The sequence below is a fragment of the Spirosoma arcticum genome (genome assembly GCF_054779955.1).
The window spans coordinates 1-18,636 of record NZ_BAAGXG010000027.1; the positions used below are offsets into that span (position 1 = coordinate 1).

General features: G+C 53.6%; 11 protein-coding genes and 1 pseudogene. All 12 read right to left on the minus strand.

Annotated features, from left to right (window positions below; genetic code table 11):
* Window positions 1-214 precede the first annotated feature (214 nt).
* The 12 genes and pseudogenes from ACYVHB_RS30620 to ACYVHB_RS30675 all read right to left on the minus strand — a co-directional run bounded on the left by ACYVHB_RS30620 (window position 215) and on the right by ACYVHB_RS30675 (window position 18,513).
* Entirely contained in the window at window positions 215-859 is a 645-nt protein-coding gene (locus ACYVHB_RS30620) for a hypothetical protein (RefSeq protein WP_461055845.1), read from the minus strand.
* 49 nt (window positions 860-908) lie between these two features.
* Window positions 909-2,072, minus strand: a complete 1,164-nt coding sequence (locus ACYVHB_RS30625; protein WP_461055846.1) for a glycoside hydrolase family 26 protein — start codon at window positions 2,070-2,072, stop codon at window positions 909-911.
* Between the two features lie 15 nt (window positions 2,073-2,087).
* Window positions 2,088-3,635, minus strand: coding sequence for a TolB family protein (locus ACYVHB_RS30630; RefSeq protein ID WP_461055847.1), 1,548 nt, complete (start codon window positions 3,633-3,635; stop codon window positions 2,088-2,090).
* 30 nt (window positions 3,636-3,665) lie between these two features.
* Window positions 3,666-6,764: a glycosyl hydrolase gene (locus ACYVHB_RS30635; protein ID WP_461055848.1), complete on the minus strand. Its 3,099-nt coding sequence runs from the start codon at window positions 6,762-6,764 to the stop codon at window positions 3,666-3,668.
* 47 nt (window positions 6,765-6,811) lie between these two features.
* The gene (locus tag ACYVHB_RS30640; protein WP_461055905.1) at window positions 6,812-7,159 is read right to left on the minus strand and encodes a hypothetical protein; all 348 of its coding nucleotides are present in this window, start codon (window positions 7,157-7,159) and stop codon (window positions 6,812-6,814) included.
* Window positions 7,139-8,086, minus strand: a pseudogene (locus ACYVHB_RS30645) (glycoside hydrolase family 27 protein); the annotation flags it as partial. The gene ACYVHB_RS30640 and the pseudogene ACYVHB_RS30645, both read right to left, overlap by 21 nt.
* A gap of 32 nt (window positions 8,087-8,118) precedes the next feature.
* Window positions 8,119-9,225 carry an IPT/TIG domain-containing protein gene (locus ACYVHB_RS30650; RefSeq protein ID WP_461055849.1) on the minus strand — a complete coding sequence of 369 codons (1,107 nt, stop codon included), beginning with the start codon at window positions 9,223-9,225 and terminating at the stop codon, window positions 8,119-8,121.
* A 14-nt stretch (window positions 9,226-9,239) separates the two neighbouring features.
* A complete protein-coding gene (locus ACYVHB_RS30655) occupies window positions 9,240-10,835 on the minus strand; it encodes a RagB/SusD family nutrient uptake outer membrane protein (protein ID WP_461055850.1) in 1,596 nt (531 codons plus the stop codon).
* Between the two features lie 14 nt (window positions 10,836-10,849).
* Entirely contained in the window at window positions 10,850-14,080 is a 3,231-nt protein-coding gene (locus ACYVHB_RS30660) for a SusC/RagA family TonB-linked outer membrane protein (RefSeq protein ID WP_461055851.1), read from the minus strand.
* A 260-nt stretch (window positions 14,081-14,340) separates the two neighbouring features.
* Window positions 14,341-16,074: an ATP-binding protein gene (locus ACYVHB_RS30665; RefSeq protein ID WP_461055852.1), complete on the minus strand. Its 1,734-nt coding sequence runs from the start codon at window positions 16,072-16,074 to the stop codon at window positions 14,341-14,343.
* 66 nt (window positions 16,075-16,140) lie between these two features.
* Complete coding sequence (locus tag ACYVHB_RS30670; protein ID WP_461055853.1) at window positions 16,141-16,788, minus strand: response regulator; 648 nt, start codon at window positions 16,786-16,788, stop codon at window positions 16,141-16,143.
* Between the two features lie 222 nt (window positions 16,789-17,010).
* Entirely contained in the window at window positions 17,011-18,513 is a 1,503-nt protein-coding gene (locus tag ACYVHB_RS30675) for a helix-turn-helix domain-containing protein (protein WP_461055854.1), read from the minus strand.
* Window positions 18,514-18,636 lie beyond the last annotated feature (123 nt).

The following is an 18,636-nucleotide window of genomic DNA, read 5'->3' on the forward strand; positions in this document are numbered from 1 at the left end:
TCACCTCTTCCATTTCGAACAGAGCCGTTAAGCCCCGTGCTGCCGATGGTACTGCCGTCAAAGGCGGGAGAGTAGGAAGGTGCCACCTGTTGATATTATAAGGTAAGAAGGGCCGTATGCTAATCAGCATACGGCCCTTCTTATGTAAACAAAATCGTAATAGATATTTTTGTTACGTTCAGGATATATAAAAATAGCTTCTTGATAATTCAGGTTAATTTTTGTTTGAAATAATCTGAACGTTACGGACGGTAGCCTCTTCTACTGTGGCCGGATTGTGAGAGCAAATGAATAGTCCAACCATCACCTCGCCGGGTAAGTTAGTCATGTTATGCGAGCCAACGGCCTGCAAATCAGCTCCTTTCCTAGCGACCCGCATTGTATACGTGCTGCCCTTGCGTTCCAGTTGAACGGTTTGAATGTTCTTCTCCGGACTGAAGATTTCGTCCTCAGGATCGCGCATGGCGGCTCCTTTTGCTACCCGCCATTGGAGCACCGTTAATCCATCGCCGTGAACGACAGCGCTTAGGTGAGAGGCATTGTCGGCCATCGACTCCCGAACCATCCAGCCAACTTTGCGGTGTGGATCCTTGCCCGTGCCGACAAACTCGAAGTCGGCGGTGACGGTAAAATCACCGGAGATTGTTCTAAACAGGTATTGGAATTCGTCACGTTCAAACCAGATGTTGTAGCCAGAACCTTTCAGAGCATACGCTTTGGTCCGCTTATCGTATTGGGATGATCCGGCCAGTTTCGGTTGACCAACATCCTCGCTTTTCCGAAACACGCCAATTTTTTTGGTTGGGGCGAAACTCACCAGCAGGCTTAGAGCCAAAATACAGATTAGGAGGATTTTCATAGGAGTTTTCTAAGGGTAGAACCCCTCATGGGGCTGAGGAACGTAAATTTTAGAACAGGAGCAGTTTCTTGCGCCGATACAGTTTGGGCAAATCAGTCTCAAATAGGGTGTAAGGGTCCTGATAAAACCGCATAAAGTCGGGTACGCTGACCTGCCCCGGATACGGTGCGTAGTAGTGCGTGGGGCTGCGTGTGTCATTGCGCCAGACCAGCACGTATGCCAGCTTCATCTTTTCAGCCTTCAGCGATTTCAGCAGCGAATTTGTCCACCAGGTCGTATCGGGAATCGACTCTAAGCCGGTTTCCGTGAAGGCTGCCAGTTTTCCGGCTTTCTGGGCGTAATCCGAAACAATCTTGAGCTTAGCAATGCCAGCCGGGAGGTTATACTTACCATCGCGCCCGAAGTCGGCGTAGTTGTCCACGCCGACCATATCGACCCAAGCATCGCCGGGGTAGCGCTCCAGGTACTCGGCTTCGGTTTTGTAGCGGCAGTCGGGCGAGAAGGTGTAGATGAAATTATGCACCTGCAAACTATCACGCAAGTAGGAAACGGTGAATCGCCAGAGTGCCGTAAAATCTTCCTGTGTGCAATGCGGCTTTCCCCACCAAAACCAGCCCCCATCGAACTCGTGATACGGGCGAAATAACATGGGTACCAGCTTTCCATCCCTGCCCTTAACCGACCCGGCGAAACTGCTTACCGTTCTCAAAATTGCTTTATAATGCTCGTGGTGAGAGCCACCGGGAATGAGATTAGGCACCGCCGGGGCCGACACCGAATCTTTCCAGTAGAAACCGGTTTGCGGGGTTACGGGATTAGTAAAATGCCAGGCCACGGTGGTGATGCCGCCCCGGTCATAGGTATCGGCGATTTGCTTCCGCAGTGACAGTTTTGTCCGCTCAATGGCTTCGGGTGGTCGATCCGACAGCCCACTGAAATCGACGCCCACAACGGCAGGATGCGACCCACTCACGGATTTAACGTCCGAACGACTCGAATCGCCACGCCAACCGTGACCCGTCTCGGTCGCGTTTTGGTGCCCGAAAAGAATATGCTTTCGGGCGAGTTTGTGCAGGTTACGATGCAGTGCTTTGGTTTCAGCCGTGGCATTCAGATCAATTAATTTGGGACGCGGGGCTGCGTAGCCGACCTGAATAATGGAAAGGCCTACCAACAGACTCAGCGACCTAACCAGCGAAGCGTAATTAATCATAAAATAAAAACAGGTTTACTGGCCCGGAGCCGGGGCGATGGGCGCTGAGTTACTGATGAACGCAATCTGTTTACTGTCGGGCGACCAGGACGGTGTGTTAATCGTGCCCTGACCGCCGTAGATATAAGCAATGACCTTCGGCGTCGTACGGACCGGATCACCATTGTTGATTGGTAGTAATCGAAGGTATACCTGTTTGTAAAACGGGTGATCGGTGGACGTGACATCTTTGGTGAACGACAGGATCACCATCTGATTTCCATCGGGTGAGATGTGCGGAAACCAGTTGTTATACTCATCATTCGTGATTTGCTGCTGATCGCTGCCATCGGCCTTCATCCGCCAGATCTGCATAGTGCCGGAGCGAGTCGAATTGAAATAAATGTAGCGTCCGTCCGGTGAATACTCCGAGCCATCATCCAAGCCGGGGGCCGTGGTAAGCCGTGTTTCTTCCCTGCCATCCGCACCGATTCGGTAAATATCAAACTCCCCGTTTCGCTCCCCGGTGTAAATCAACGACTTCCCATCCGGCGACCAGCCGTGCAGGTACGAATGGCCCACAGGCGTAATGCGTTTGGGTTTACCGCCTTTTACGGGCACCGTATAAATGATGGATTTGTTGCCTTCCTCTTTCACGTGATGGCTTAGCCCCAGCATCTTACCGTCAAAAGATAGGACGTGATCATTATTGTTGCCAGTGGCAAAGTCGGTGTTGATGACCACCGGCGTTTTTTTCTTTAGATCGAACCGGTACATCAGACCCTTACTGTTATAGATCAGCGACCGGTTGTCGGGCGTCCAGTTGGGGGCCTGTAGCGACTCGGGCGAGTAGTGGAGAATAGTGCGTTTCCCGCTGGCTACGTCCATCACTTCCAGATTACTGCCGATGTATTCGCGGTATGGCACGAAATTTTCCCGCGCCGGAACGCTGATCCGCACATCCTGGAAAACGCCCCGTTCGAGTACGTCTTTGTTGTGCGACCCAACGAACAACCCAACGTAAACGGCATCGCCCAACGCCAGATCCGTCACCTGTTCCGTCACGAACGGCTCTCCGAATTTGGCTACCCGCATCGTGTACGTACTACCCCGCCGTTCCAGTTGAATAACGTCGGCACCGGTCAGTTTAGACCGAATCTCTTCCGTGTTGGCCCCGGCGGTCCGCCTGAATTGAAGCGAGGTAAGGCCATCGCCATGTTCAACGGCGTTGATGTGTTGGGCGTTGCCATCGAGGCTGCTGCGCACCATCCAGCCAACTTTGCGATGCGGATCGACGCCCTTGCCGATGAACGAGGCCCGTGTGTACAGGATGAAATCACCGGTCATGCGTTTCCACATAAAATGAAACTCATCGTGGTCGAACCAGACGTTATAACCCGAACCCGCCAGTTCGAACTGGCGGGTTTTGGGATCATATTGGGCGGAACCCGGTTTCAGCACGGCCCCGATGTCGTCGTGACCGTCGAACAGGCCCAAGGATTGCTTCTGCGCTAGAACGGAGCCGTTCATGGCCACTAACAAGCTGGCACAACCCGCCAGAACGGTCAGTTTTAAATTAATCATCAGTTTTTTCGGGTATATGTTCGGTACAGCTTATGGCCTGACGACCTTGACCGTAACGGCATCGGTCGGCGTACTTACCTGTAAGAAGTAGATACCCGGTGTTTTACTTAACGGCAGCGAATAGGAGACTATGGCTGATGCCTGTTCGGTTTTCCGCTCCAGCAACTTCCCCCCTTTCTCATCAATCAGGAGCAATTTCACCTGCGACCCTTCGGCTCCGCGAACTTCTACTTCGGCGTTGTCGCCCACCACCGGATTCCCCAGCACTGTCACCTGCAACGGCGTTGTCAATTCGCCGTTCGCCAGCCGTCCGCTTGCTGTGGCAGCCGGTTCGGTTCCGAACACTAAGCGACCCTTGTGGTAAACCGTAATGTGGCCGTTGGTGTCAAGGGGAGCCGTCTGCTCATACGAATAGTCGTTGATTTCGTCGAAAGCGGACCAATCCGCCTTTGCGATTCGATACTGAATGTCACCGGTACCGGCCGATGGATAAAGTGTACCGACGGTCGGTTTTACTTTCAACTCAAAGTAGGTGTCGGCTTTGCTGCGGCCTACGTTTCGTACAAACTGACCCGTCAAGTTTCCGTTTCCAAGTTTGGCATAGTCAATCCAGTAATTCAGACTCTGCGTTCCCTCGGCCGTGAACCAATAGCGCACCGATAGATCGCCGTACGCAACCGGCACGTTGCCTTCGTTGACTACCTGCAACTGCGTACTAATCGAGTTGCCGTTTGTCCGGTCGTTTTTATTTCGCGCATATACCGTCAGCTTCGTCACGGGCGCAACCACGTCGGGTTCCGTTCCCCAGATCAGTTGCGGAACGCCACCGGGAGCGGTACGGTAAAGCGTGATGCGGTCGTTCAAGGCGTATTGTGCAGCCGTTCGGTACGAATAATCGTTTGTTTCGCTCAAGTTCGCCCAGTCGGCGTTGGCAAACCGGGACTGAATTGGGCCGGAGCTGCCATTCGCGGCCAGAGTACCCGCCGACGGGTCGAAGCTGTACTCAACGTAGCCGGTAGCGCCGTTGCGGGGATTCTCCAGCGGTACGTACTTCATTTTCACTTTGCTGCTGCCTACCTCCGCATAGTCAATCCAGGTATTGATACCGGCATAATTCTCGGTTGTGAGCCAATACCGAGCCGTCAGTTCGCTGTATGGCACCGCCGTTGGTCCTTCATTGGTCAGCGTCAGGTTGGGTTTGACGTTATTATTAGCCACCTGACCGTTGTCGCTATCCTGATATTGCACCTTCAGCGTTACGGCTGGCCGCCAGTTTGGCAGTTCATCACGGGTAATAACGTCAGCATCGTTGAAAAGGGCAGTGAGCGCGTCAACCGGTTGATTTCGGATGTAATCACCCGTCCAGGTGGAGAACCACGACCACCACGTGGCAAATCCCCGCACTTTAGCCATGTTCGGCGGATTGCCCGTTTCCGACAGAGCCACTAACTTTTTGCCGTTGAGCTGGGCCTGCGCACTGGCCCAGTTGCTGCTCATGTTGGACGATGCGCTGGCGTAAATATCCATGCCAACCATATCTACATACTCATCGCCGGGATACCAGTCTGCGTTAAACGTATCCGTGGAGGTGTAGACCCAGATCAAATTATGCAACTGGTGGTAGTTCGTCATCCGGTCGTACATAATCCGCCACAGTTCCTTAAACGGTCCGGACCCTTTGGCTCCCCACCAGAACCAGCCGCCCGGCGCTTCGTGCAGCGGGCGCCAGAGAACGGGCACGTCGGCCGTCTGAAATTTCTTTAGTTGCAGGGCAATGGCATCCATGTCGCGCAGCAGCAGTTGGTAGCGCTCGCCGTTTTTGTCGGCGAGTACGGCGGCAATATCAAACGTAGTCGCATCGGTATAAAAACCCCGCCACCAGAGCTTATCCGGTGCCTGGTTGATGAGGTCGGTCGGTGCGTTCCAGTGCCACATCAGGCTGACGATGCCCTGTCCTTCGCCCTTTTTAGCCCAGTTAATAATGGCTTCGCTGGGTCGGCCGGGGTTGGTGCCGAACTGAACGCGGGATGGTGAGTAATCCATCAGATCGAACGAGCCGATGGCCGGTTCTTTGCCCGTTTTTTCCAGTACGTATTCCACATCGTCTTGCTGACCCGAAATCGTTTTACTGCCGTACTGGTCAACGATATACGAGAATAAACCCGTCGTCGATAAGGTGGCCCTGACGTCAACGAGGGTTTTAGGCGGCTTTGTCGGCAAGGTTGCCACCGTGGGTGTAAGCTGGAGGTAATCAACATCATAATAGCCCCAGCCCCGGTAAATGGTAATAGTATTAAGACCCTCTTTCAGCAGAAACCGACCGACGCCCTTTGAACTGAATCCACTGAGTGTTTGCGTCAGTAGAGCGCTGCCCCCATCCTCATTTACCGTAAGTTCTGCCGTCTTTTCTCCAAACGGCGAGGCATAGCCCATTGCCACTTCATAGAGACCGGCGGGCGCGTTGAACGTCAGCGTCAGCTTATCGGTTGCGTTGTCGAAGCCCGTTACGTAGCCAGTGCCCGAAAACCCGGTGTTGGCACTCGCTGCCTCAACGCCGGTCAGATCGCCCAGTTCGGCTTCAATGCGGCCATTAACCAGCGGCACAATGGTGGGTGGTTTAACGGCGGCTGGCGTTAGAACGATGTAGTCGATGCCATAATAGCCCCAGTTTTGAGCAAGCGTGACGGTATTCGTGCCAGCGGTGAGTTGAAATTTACCAACTGTGACCGCGCTGAACGTCGTGCCCGTTAATTTCAGCACGTGTTCACTGGTGGCACCGTTGACGGTCAACCGGGTGGTTTTGTCGCCGTAGGGTGAGTAATACCCGATAGTCAATTCATACTCGCCAGCGGTAACCGGGGAAGGAATGGTAAAAACAATGTTGTCGGCCCCGTTAGCGTCGTCAAAACCCCAGGCATAGCCGGTGCCCGAAAAGCCCGCTGGGGTGGCCGCAATCTGCACCCCATTGAGCGTTACGCCCTGAGCCGCTTCGGCCTCGATTCGGATTGGATCGGCGGCTGCAAATCCGGGCGTCATACCAGCCGCGAGCCACCCGACCAGCAAATAAAGGAACGTACGGCCACGGCGCCTAATCGCCTTATTGGAAGTAATCAGTAAATTGAGAAACATACAGATGAGGGGTTGAGGTGAATTTATGAATTGGGTAACTGCACGCTTTATTTACTACGCTGCTGCGTCAGGCGAACCATGAGCACATCGTGGCCAGGCACAACGGCTTTCAGGGGTTGGTTCGTTGCTCCGGTCTCTTTCTTGGTCCACAGATTTTTCACCGCGTAAGATTTCGTTTTCGCGTCGAGGGCTTTTCCAGATAGTTCGTCGACGACCGACTCACTGGCCCAGTTGAAGTCGACGGGTTTATCCGATTTGCTGCGGTTCAGGAAGCAAACCGCCCAGTCGCCACGTTGAAGCGGTTTTATCCAGGTTTCGACGCTGTCTTTCACGGCATATTTAAACGCCTGTACGCCCGCCGAATCCTGGTTAACTGCAATCACATCTTTGTCCATCAAGATGGCCTTCGTCTCCGCCGACATTTTCCGTAAGTCGTTACCGGCAATCAACGGAGCCGCAATCATCGCTCACATCGCGAAATGGGCGCGGTCCTCGCCCAAGCTCATGCCGTTGCCCACTTCGAGCATATCGGGGTCGTTCCAGTGGCCCGGTCCGGCGTATTTGCGCAGGCCGTCCTGCTTGTCCAAGATCTTCATAACGCCCCACGATTTGTAAGAGCCGTGGTCTTTGATGCAGTCGAAGCAGTTGTACACGTCGCCGGTTGTGCGCCACAGATGCCCGACGTTTGGCCCCCACACCCACGGTTTGTCGTTGCCCCACTCGCAGATGCTGAGCACCATGGGCCGACCCGCCTTGCGGATGGCTGCGGTGATGGTTTTGTAAGCGCCTTCAGCTTTTAGTCCCTCGGTATTGCACCAGTCGTATTTGAGGTAGTCAACGCCCCACTTGGCGTAGGTCTGAGCATCCTGAAATTCGTAGCCCCGGCTACCCGGCTTACCTCCGCAAGTTTGCGAACCGGCATCCGAATAAATACCGAGTTTTAGCCCTTTCGAGTGAATGTAATCGGATAAGGCTTTCATGCCCGACGGAAAGCGTTGCGGATTGGGGTGGATAAAGCCTAAGCTGTCCCGGTCACCGTGCCAGCAATCGTCAATTTTGATATAGGTGTAGCCAGCAGCCTTCATCCCGGTAGAAACCAGCGCGTCGGCTACTTCTCGGATGAGTTTTTCGTCCACGTTGCAGCCGAACTTGTTCCAGCTATTCCAGCCCATGGGTGGGGTCAGCGCCAGATTGTCGAACTTCCTGTAGTTCTGCTTGTAGTTGTTGCCTTGGCCAAAAGCCACGCCGACCGCAAACAGAGTGAGGAACAGAATTGATGTTTTTTTCATGGGAGTTAGCGGATGGCAAGAAAAAAGAGCCATCACGCAAGTATGCGTGATGGCTCTTTCCGCTGTCAATACAATCCTAAATCATCCACATAAATCGTTTCCGGCACGTTACCGCTGAACTCCTGGAACGTGATCTCGGTCAGGTTACCCGTAGCGCCCAGTTCGCTCAGCGGAATGGCAAAGGTTTGCCAGGTGCCCGATTTGAGGACCAACTGCTTTCCTCCGTCATAGTTACCATTCACGACCATCTTGATAATCTTGCCATCGGTGCCGCTGCCGCCGTAGAGGGCCAGTTTAATACCGGTATAATTGGCCAGAGCAACGGGGGCACCAATGAAATTCTGGAATCCACCGAAGCCACCCGTATAATCATACTGCATGGAAGCTGCGCCCCGTTTCACCACGCCTGTCGACGGCACGATTGGTTTGCCATTCCAGCCGCCAGAGGTGAAGCCCGTAGTTGGGGCGTCCTCAAAAAGCGCGTATTTAAATCCGAAAGGTACACTGTATGCGGTGGTGCCGCCCGGCGTGGTCACGGCAAGTGTCGTAGAGGTAATCCCGGTCGGCACTTTAACTTTCAGTTCGGTTGGCGTTTTGGCCGTGATCTCTCCGGGGGTCGTGCCAAACGTTACCGCCGACACGTTGTCGAAAATAGTTCCGGTGATGGTGATGATGTCGCCTGCATTACCAGCCAGTTGGTCGACGTTGGTGATGGTCGCAAACGGCTGTTTAATGGAAAAGCCGAATTCGGCCTGACCGCTTGCCGTTTCGACCCGCACTTTGTTGCTGCCGCTGAACGGCGTCGTTACCGGAATGGCCACCATGATGCTGGTGCTGGTCACAAAAGCCGGGTTGAAATACACGCTGACGTCGTTGAAGTAAACGGCTTTCGTCTTCTGTAGGTTTTCGCCGATAATGGCGTACAACCGGCCGGGCTGACCCAGCGTCGTCGTTGAATCGAGTGCGACGGGGATGGTTCTCGTTCCTGTGGTGGTAGCCGTCAGGCTGGTTTGTATCGTAGTGGTATAGGTAGAGTCCCGGCTGACGGTGCGGACCCGGCTGATTACCGGCGCAGGATCAACGGCATCGTCGTCGGACTTACAGGCCGTAAACCAACTGGCCAATCCAATAACCCAGCTCAAGGCAAGGGCATAACGCAATATGGTTTTCATAATTCAGTGCTTGATTATTTGAACGTGTAAGGCACCGGAGCCTGTGTCAGCAACGGATTGATAGCCGTTTCGGTGGATGGATACGGGAACAGGAACTTGTCGTCGCCGGGAGTGAAATGCTCGGAGTAGATTACGGTGCGGTCAGGTCCGAACGTGCCCCGTTCCTGCGCGGTAATAATAGCGGCCGCCTTCGGGTGTGTTTTGGCGTTGAAGCCGTCAATCCGGCCCAGATCGAACCAGTAGTCGCCTTCGATAGCCAGTTCCAGCCGACGCTCGCGCAGAATGTCGGCCTGCGTGAGGGCCGTTTTGGGGGGCAGCCCGGCGCGGGTGCGAACCTGATTGAAAGCCGTCAGTGCAGCCGGATCGCTCGTTGTGGCGGCTCCCGCCAGTACGGCCTCGGCTTCGATGAGCAGCACTTCAGCGTAGCGCATGAGGTAGGTGTTATTACCGGCCGACTGAGCTGCACCCAGCCCGCCGTTATCGGCCCGTGTGCCCACTACGTATTTTTTGATGCCCGCCCGCGTGTTCTGCGCGTTCACATCGGCGGGTACGGTAAAGCCACCCCCGGCCGCATTCAGTTCAGGATACCGGTCACCGGCCAGCATGATGGTGGCCTGCCGACGTACGTCGCCGGGTTCTTTAGCAAACTCATTCTGCAAATCAATCGTGGGTCCAATTACGCTGTATCCGTCGCCCGTGCCGGTGATCTGTGAGCTGATGGCGAACGAAGCCTGTAGCGAGTTACCATGCCCATAGGCGCTGCCGCCCACCCACTGAAGGGCCGCAATCGACTCTTCGTTGTTGTTGTTAGCTGTGCGAAACAGGTCCGTAAACGTTCTGCCCGCCACCTGCGTACCATATAGCTTGAACTCACCACTTGTAATCACCTTTTCGGCGTACTGACGTGCCTTAGCATAATCCTGCTTGTAGAGGTACACTTTCGATAGCAACGCCGACGCCGACCCGCTCGACACGTGGCCGTTCTCGATGGAACTGCCCACCCGGATCTTTTTGGTACAGTTGGCTTCGGCAAACTCCAGATCCCGGATAATGAAGGTATACACATCTTCCACCGGGTTGGTGTTGATCTTGGGCGAGTACACAAAATCGAGGGTGTTCTCGATGATGGGCAGGTTGCCAAATAACCTTACCAGATAGAAATAGGCAATTGCCCGCATAAAGTGAGCTTCACCCAGCGCGTTGTTCACGATAGCCGGATCAACCGACGACGGCACTTTAGCGGGCAGGTTGTTGATGAGCGCGTTGGCCTGCGCCACCACCGAAAACAGCGACCGCCAGGCGTTGGTCAACTCGTTGTTGTCGGCTGTGACCGAGAAGTTAGCGAAGTTCACCACGTCGCCCGAGTAAGTGCGGGCATTGCCACCCGACAGTTCGGTAATGGCCCACGACGCCTTGTTGTTAAAGTTGAACCAGGGTGAATTATAAAGGGCGTTGGTACTAGCCCGGACCTGTTCGGCATTCTGGTAATAGCTGTCCAGCGTCAGGGCATCTTCGGGCGCGCGGTCGAAGAACGAATCTTTACAGCCCGACACCGTGATGGCAAGCGCCGTCAGCAGGGTAACAATGTATGTTTTACGTGTGTTTTTCATGGTTTTGCAATGGATTAGAATTCAGCATTTACACCCACCGTAAACGTGCGGGGCAGCGGGTAACGACCATTTTCGACGTTCATCTGGAGCGAGTTCTGGTTGAACGCGCCCACTTCGGGATCGTAGCCGGAGTATTTGGTGAACGTGTACAGGTTTTGAACGCTGGCGTAGACCTTGAGCCGGTTCAGTTTGGCGCGGTTGATAAACGCAGTGGGTACGTTATAGCTCACGTTCAGGTTTTGAATGCGGGCGTACGAACCATCTTCCACGAACCGATCTGAGATGAACAGGTTCGGGTTGTCGATGCCGCTCCGGGGAGCCGGAATGTTCGTGTCGGTGTTGGTTGGCGTCCAGTAGTCAGATGCCGAGGCAAACTGGTTGGTGTACAGACTCGACAGGCCACCTGCCGTCCGCTGGGTCAGATTCAGGATTTTGGACCCGTACGAACCCTGTAAGAAGATGCTCACGTCGAACGCTTTGTAAGTAAACGTGTTGGTCAGGCCGAACGTAAACTTGGGGTTCGGGTTGCCAATAATCGTCCGGTCCTGCTCATTCACCACGCCGTCGCCGTTCACGTCTTCGTACTGCACGTCGCCCAGCCATGTACCGGCACCAGAGTTGGTCACCGGGCGACCAAACTGAATGGGAGCGGCTCCCAGTTGCTCCGTCGTCTGGAAAAGGCCTTTTACCTTATAGCCGTAGAACTGCCCAATGGGTTGTCCAACCGTGGTCCGCGTAACGGGTACGTTCAGGAAACCGGTGTAGACACTGTTAATGATTTCAGTAAAGTTCTCCGACAGTTCTTTTACCGAGTTGCGGTACTGCGAGAAAATAGCCGTCGTGGTCCATTTGAAATCCGACTTCACCATGTTCCGCGAGGTAATCGTCACGTCGACGCCCTTGTTCTGCATCTGCCCCAGGTTCACGTAGGGCGACGAAATACCACCTAAGTAGCTGACATCGCCGATCAGGTAAGCGGGCAGCGGCAACTGGTACAGGAAGTTCTTCGACAGTTTGTTGTACACGTCGACGGTTCCGTTAATGCGGTTGTTGAGCAGGCTCACGTCGACCCCAGCGTTGAACTGCGTATTGCTTTCCCATTTCAGGTTGGGGTTAGCAATCCGGTCGATCAGGAAACCCGTGCCCAGCCCCGTTGCCGACGCCGATAGTGAGGAGCCATAGAGGTAGTTGGAAATCTGCTGATTCCCCACGGCTCCGTAGCCGACCCGGATTTTCACGTCTTCGAGGGTGTTTTTAATTCCCGCCATGAACGGCTCCTCCGTCAGGCGCCACGACGCGGCAAATGAGGGGAAATACCCCACTTGTTGGCCTTGGGCAAACTTCGACGAGCGGTCAGCCCGGATGGTAGCGGTCAGGCTGTACTTGTCGCCGTAGGAGTAAATACCCCGTGCGTAGGCCGATTCGAGCGTCTGACTGCCTTTGTACTCGCTGTTGGTGGCTGTGGCGGCTTCGCCTAAGTTCAGCGTCTGGATGTCATTACTGTAAAAACCTGACCGGCTGCCTTCGATCCCGTTCCAGTTCGACCCCTGCACTTCGTGCCCCAGCAGGGCCGTTACGCTGTGCTTTTGGTTGAACAGGTGCGTGTAGGTCAGGTAGTTCTTCAGAATGTAGAACGACCCTTTCTGCCAGCGCTGGTTCAGCGACGCCGTCGGATTCACAAACCGGCCCCACGAATACGTCGGGCGGAAGTAGATGTTGTCCGAGTAGTTCAGGTCAACGCCAATTTCCGAACGCAACGTCAGGTCTTTGGTAAACCGGAGGTCGTTGTACAGGTTGGCGTTCAGGTTGTTGCGGTTCAAGCGGTTGGTGATGCTCAGCGCCTGGGCCACCGGGTTAATCACGCTCGACACGGCCGTGGGGTCATTAGGCGGACCGGCGAAAGAGCCATCCGTGTTGCGCACCACGAGGTCGGGCGACTGCTGTAGCGACAGGTACACAATGCCACCGACGTTGTCGTTGAGCGTCACCCGATCCATCGTGTTGCTGCCGGTCAGGGTCAGCCCCACTTTAAACCACTCTTTTACCTGCGCGTCGATGTTGCTGCGAAACGTGAACCGCTTGAAACCCGACCCAATCACGGTGCCGTCCTGGTTCAGGTAACCACCCGATACGTAGTAGTTGATGCCTTCCTTACCACCCGAAAACGACAACTGGTGATTGTGCATAACGGCAGACTGAAACACCTCGCGCTGCCAGTTGGTGCCGGGTCCCAGCAGGCTGGGGTCGGCGAATTCGGCCCGCCGGGGTGTACCGTACGCATCAGCCAACGTGTTTTGCAGACGGGCGTACTGCTTCAGATCCATCACGTTGAGGAACTTGGATGGCGACTGCACACCCACGTAACCGTCGTACCCAATCCGGGCGCTGCCGTTCTTACCCCGTTTGGTGGTGATGATGATAACGCCGTTGGCCGCCCGGTTCCCATAAATGGCCGTAGCCGAGGCATCTTTCAGCACGTCTATTGAAGCAATATCGTTGGGGTTGATGGCCGATAGCGGACTCACCGAACTCTGCCCGTTGCCGTTGAAATTCTGCACTGGCGACCGGCCGCTCGTGCTCTGGTTGTTGGCATCGCCCGAAACAGGTACGCCGTCGATGACGTACAAGGGTTCACTGCTGCCCGTCAGCGAGGTGATGCCCCGAATCCGCACCGACGTAGAGCTACCCGGCTGGCCCGAGTTTTGCGTGATGGTCAGACCGGCCGCCCGACCCTGCAATAACTGGTCGACGCTGGTTTGGGGAATGTTGGCGATGTCTTCGGCTTTCACACTCGACACCGCCCCGTTCACGTCCTGCCGCCGTTGCGTGCCGTAACCAATCACGACTACGTCGTTCAGCACGTTGCTGGCTTGCACTAACCGAATATCAAGCGACTGCCGGTTGCCAATGGTCACTTCCTGCGTGGTCATGCCAATGTAGGAAACAACCAAAACCTTGGCATTCGCGGGCACATTAAGCGAAAACCGACCATTTACGTCAGTTGTCGTTCCGGTTTGGGTGCCTTTCACCGATACCGACGCGCCGGGCAGCCCCGTCCCTTTATCGTCGTAAACCGTCCCCTGAATCAGGGCTTTTACGTCGAATCGACCGTTTACTGCACCGGTTGTGGCAAGCAGCGCGACTGCGTTGTTGCCGGTAACGGCTCTGCTGGCTATTTGGTCCTGCGCGTGGATTCCGATCCAGCTACTCAGGACGAAGGCCCCCGAAAGCACATGTTTAATCATGGGTAAAGAGATAATGGTGTAATTTGGTAAATAGGGAAACTATAGTTTGCAGCGTAATTCGTTCTAAAAGGACATGACAGTGTCGACTCCCCAAAAAGCTGCGCTTGAGAGTAGTACCTGGACTTGCCAGGATTTCAGTCAGTCTATTGTCGGAATTACAAAGTGAGCGGGTGGCGGAGAAGACTCAGGTCACTTCATAAGAGCGCGGGTGTTTTTCATAGTTCATAACGGTTATTGATGTTGCTGTTCAGGTCAATGTGTTATACCGGCTGGAGGTTCTTAACTAACTTTTGGGTGGGCAGTGAGATCATGACGGAAGTCCCTTTTTTAGGTTCACTCTGCCACATAACCTGTCCCCCCAGGTAGGCGATTCGCGACTTGATGTTGGCAATGCCATTACCTTTGGAGGGCGCATCCGCAAAATTGCCGCCTTGCCCATTGTCATCTATATTGATTAAGGTGGTTTCGTCACTGGCCATAATCTGCACCGTAATCGTTTGCGCGTTTGCGTGCTTGAGTGCGTTGTTGAGCAGTTCCTGCACAACCCGGTAGATCATCACCGAGGCTTCGTCGCCCCAGGCCGGTACATCTCCGTAATGCTCCAGAACCAGCTTTGTCTCATTAACTAAGTTCAACTTCTGCACCAGATCTTCCAGCGCCGGAACCAGCCCAAACGTCGACAGGGCGTACGGGCGCAGATTGCTGGAAATCAGCCGGGTTTCGGTGCAGGCCTCATCCAGAAACTGGTTCAACGGCTCCTTCACCGACAGGGGCAACTGCTCCTGATGGGCCTCCACAAACAGTTTAATCCGTGATAACTGAATGCCCAGACCATCGTGCAGGTCGCGGGCAATGCGGCTGCGTTCCCCTTCCTGCCCCTCGATCATGGCCCGCAGCGACTTCAGTTCCAACTGCCGGATCTGCTGTTGCGCGATAACGGCCTGCTGGTGAGCAATCAGCTTTTGCTGACGCCGAAGGAAAACCAGCGCGGCTACACCTAACACGCTGATAATCAAAATAATTACTAACGTTGAATTCAGTACGCGTTGATGACGACTTTGTTCCTCAACCAACTGTTTTTCAACCGCCAGGGTCTTGATCTGGCTATCTAACTCCTGCAATCGGATACTCTTGGTCTGCTCCGAATAATAAAACTGGTTCGTGTAATCCAGCCCCTGCAGCGAGAACGCATACGCATTCTTGAAATCACCCATCCGGGAATAGCTGTCGGCGAAGTGCTTCGATAATTCCCGCAGCATCGACAGGTTGTTTTCAGCTTTGGCAATTGCGTAGCTTCTCTGATAAGCGGCAACGGCCTCTTTCGGGTGATTCCTGAACTGCTCGACGATACCCAAAATAAAATGATTCAACGAGATCAGCCAGTTGACGCGCAACTGACGAGCCATTACCAAACTTCGATCCGCAAAATACTGAGCCGAATCAGGTTGCTTGGCCCGTGAGTACGTATTTGCCAGCAGATTCAGCGCATAGGCCTGGAAATAGGCTTGTTTATACTGAGCACTAAGCCGTTCGGTTTCGCGCAATTGGGTCACTAAACCGGCGGGCGTAGGTTCTTTTTTCTGATCGATGTTGGCAAATCCTAATCGGCACTCGATGATCTTAGGCCAGTTACGGGTCCGCTCAAAATACTGAAGCGCTTTCCTCAAATACTGCTCGGCGTACGATTGCATGAAGAAGTCATGCGTGTAATAATCGCCAATGACAATGTGCTGGTTGTAATACCCCAGCGAATCGCCCGTCAGGTTGTAATACTTGAGACCGTTAAAATAGCAGTCCATTGTGTACTTGTTGTACCCGTATCGTTGCTGGTAAAGCCACCCCAAATGCCCGTAGGATGTAGCAGCCTGTCCGTATTTCCTGTTCACGACCAACTGCCGAATCTGCTTTTTGAGACTATCAATCGCTACCGTTTCCGACGACGCCCAAACGGATTGGACGCAGCCCATCATCCCAATCAGGAGAACCGCTCCCAAACAGCTTTTTCGGAACAGGAAACGTGCAGAACCTAATTTCATTACTTACGTTACTACAAACCGTTGTCAGTCAATATATTGCATTTCCATAGCATGCTTAATAAGCAGTGCCGTGTTGGAAACGCCGAACTTAAGCAACAGGCTGCTCCGGTGAAATTCGACAGCTTTGGCGCTAACAAACAAGTGAGCCGCCATTTGCTGGGTAGTCAGTCCCTGAGCAATGAGTGCCAGCACTTCCGATTCGCGGGGCGTCAGGTTGGGCTTTATGCCCGCTCCGGTGGTCGACTTCCGCGTCTTGGGGCCATCGTTCAGCAGAATATGCGTGATGGCATCGTTGAAATACTGTTTCTCGTAATGAACTGCCTGAATAGCCTGCAACAACTCCAGTTTGGTTGTATTTTTCAACAAGTAGCCTTTTGCCCCCTTCTTTACGACCCGCTTAATCAGGCTGGCGTCGTCGTGCATGGTTAGCGCAATAACTTTTGTGGCTGGGTAGGTGCGGGTAATGTGCTCGCACAGGCCAAGCCCGTCCTCAATGTGTGGAAACGAAATATCCAGCAGGACCACATCAACCGTTGTCAGAGCCAGTCGCTCCATAGCCTCCGCCACCGAGTAGCATCGTTCCGTCACTTCAATTTCAGGAAACACCGAAATAAGCGATGCGATGCCCTCAACAAAAACATTGTGGTCATCCGCTATCAACACCCGTATCATTCAGTCAAAATAGTTTACGTCGAGTGTGGCTACTACCAGTACAATTCAGGGTGAACAAGTCATGCATAAAAGCGGAGTACACGCCAATTGTTCACCGTCTAAATAGAATTTTGTTTAGCAAAAGTAGGACTAACCAGATTATAATTAGAATAGTGAAAACCCGACTTTTACTAAATTTAGGGTAAACCCTACAGTCGAACCAATCGAATGGTAGCGATATTTTTAGTCGAATCGCAGCCGTTCAATGGTCCATTGAATCGTCTGAGTCCGTTGCTGACTCATCAATGCAACGGGCGCGGCTGCCCGTACTTCGCAGTCCGGGATAGGACAACGTTCGCAGGTTTCGCCAACGAGGGTTTCGGGAATGGCCGGGTCATCAATGAAACGGAATACGTAGCGAAGCTCCTCATTGAGCGGAAAGCCAATGTTAATACTGCTATTGTCGGTTGTGGGGGGAGACGATTTTGCTATCGAAAAGACGAAATAGGCGTTCCCGCTGGTTGAAAATTTAATTCGCTGCGCCCGGCAGATTGGCTGACCGTCCCACTGCCCATCCTGTTGCTGTTGCCGTAGCTCGTTCAATATCGTTACCGACACCTGCCGACGGCAGTAATGTTCGTCGCGGGCTGTGCCGTGTGGGGTATGTAATTTGCTCAGGTGCAGCTCTTTCGTGAGTTGAAATGTCGAGTTGCCCCGTAGCGCGTCTATCCGGTGATTGAACCGCAGAAAGAACAGTTCTTTCAACCCGAAATGGCTGGTTAGCAGGTTCGTCGTCCGCAGCAGAAACATTTCAGGCGTCACGGCAAACGGGGCCATCATGCCCAGCAGCCGGTCATTCTGCCAGTGGGGCAGCACCACCATGCCTGTTAACTCATCAAGCAGCCGCTGACGGGGAATCAGCACGGCCCGCGCAAAATAGGACGCCCGGAAGTTGTTCAGCACCTCATCGAACGACCGGGCTTCCAGCACCGACGATTCCAGTGGGCGCACGGTTAGTTTCAGCCGACGGTAGCCGACTTCCCGCGCCAGCGTAAACGCTCGTTGCTCGTTCGATAAGCGACTGTTGACCAGCAGCCTGTTTTTTTCGGGCAGGAATAAAGAGCGCAGCGCCGAAAGATTAGGGTGCTTTGCTGCGTCGTAGTCTTCTATCGCACAGCCATACTCGCTGATTAGTACGCCGGATAACCAGGCCGGGCAATCGGCGGGTGCGTCGGGTAGCGGATGGTCGGCTAAAAAGGCGTCGGCTTCCAGTTCTAGGTCTTCGAAGTAGTTGTCGTGCATGGCTTGGTACGTCCGCAGCACGGAGAAGTAAAACTGTTCGACTTTGAGGTCGTAATTCCGGCCAATCTCGATCAATGTACTGATAAACGCACTCAGCTTGGCGGGCGCGTTGGCCATCACTTCCAGAAAATATCCCGGCTCAATGCCAAACAAATCGAATGGTAACTCACTCAGGACGTTTGAGTTGAGAAGCTCAACGACGGGTTCGAGCTGTTTACTTACCTTCAGCGACACCAGCGTGTCGTAATCGGTACCTAATGCTTTGGCAATGGAAAATACCTTCTCCGTTTTAGGGTATTTCTTACCTTTCTCAATCTCGTTCAAATAGGAAGGCGACAAGCCCGTGCGGTTAGCTAATTCATACGTCGATATACCAAGGTCATTCCGTAGCTGCTTGAGTTTAAGCCCGAAGATGAGCCGCACTTTTTCCCGGTCTGATGTCATGGGGCAAAAATAACTATTCGCAGACAAACTTTCAGATAATAAAGAATTTTAAGCGAATGTGTAATTTTTAGCGAATGTTCGCTATTTATTTAATCATCGCTCTTTATCTTCATGCTATAATCA

What these genes read in the sequence shown, in the direction of transcription:
- ACYVHB_RS30620 (WP_461055845.1), bottom strand. Translation starts at nt 859, where the DNA reads ATGAAAATCCTCCTAATCTGTATTTTGGCTCTAAGCCTGCTGGTGAGT.
- ACYVHB_RS30625 (WP_461055846.1), bottom strand. Translation starts at nt 2,072, where the DNA reads ATGATTAATTACGCTTCGCTGGTTAGGTCGCTGAGTCTGTTGGTAGGC.
- ACYVHB_RS30630 (WP_461055847.1), bottom strand. Translation starts at nt 3,635, where the DNA reads ATGATTAATTTAAAACTGACCGTTCTGGCGGGTTGTGCCAGCTTGTTA.
- ACYVHB_RS30635 (WP_461055848.1), bottom strand. Translation starts at nt 6,764, where the DNA reads ATGTTTCTCAATTTACTGATTACTTCCAATAAGGCGATTAGGCGCCGT.
- ACYVHB_RS30640 (WP_461055905.1), bottom strand. Translation starts at nt 7,159, where the DNA reads ATGGACAAAGATGTGATTGCAGTTAACCAGGATTCGGCGGGCGTACAG.
- ACYVHB_RS30650 (WP_461055849.1), bottom strand. Translation starts at nt 9,225, where the DNA reads ATGAAAACCATATTGCGTTATGCCCTTGCCTTGAGCTGGGTTATTGGA.
- ACYVHB_RS30655 (WP_461055850.1), bottom strand. Translation starts at nt 10,835, where the DNA reads ATGAAAAACACACGTAAAACATACATTGTTACCCTGCTGACGGCGCTT.
- ACYVHB_RS30660 (WP_461055851.1), bottom strand. Translation starts at nt 14,080, where the DNA reads ATGATTAAACATGTGCTTTCGGGGGCCTTCGTCCTGAGTAGCTGGATC.
- ACYVHB_RS30670 (WP_461055853.1), bottom strand. Translation starts at nt 16,788, where the DNA reads ATGATACGGGTGTTGATAGCGGATGACCACAATGTTTTTGTTGAGGGC.
- ACYVHB_RS30675 (WP_461055854.1), bottom strand. Translation starts at nt 18,513, where the DNA reads ATGACATCAGACCGGGAAAAAGTGCGGCTCATCTTCGGGCTTAAACTC.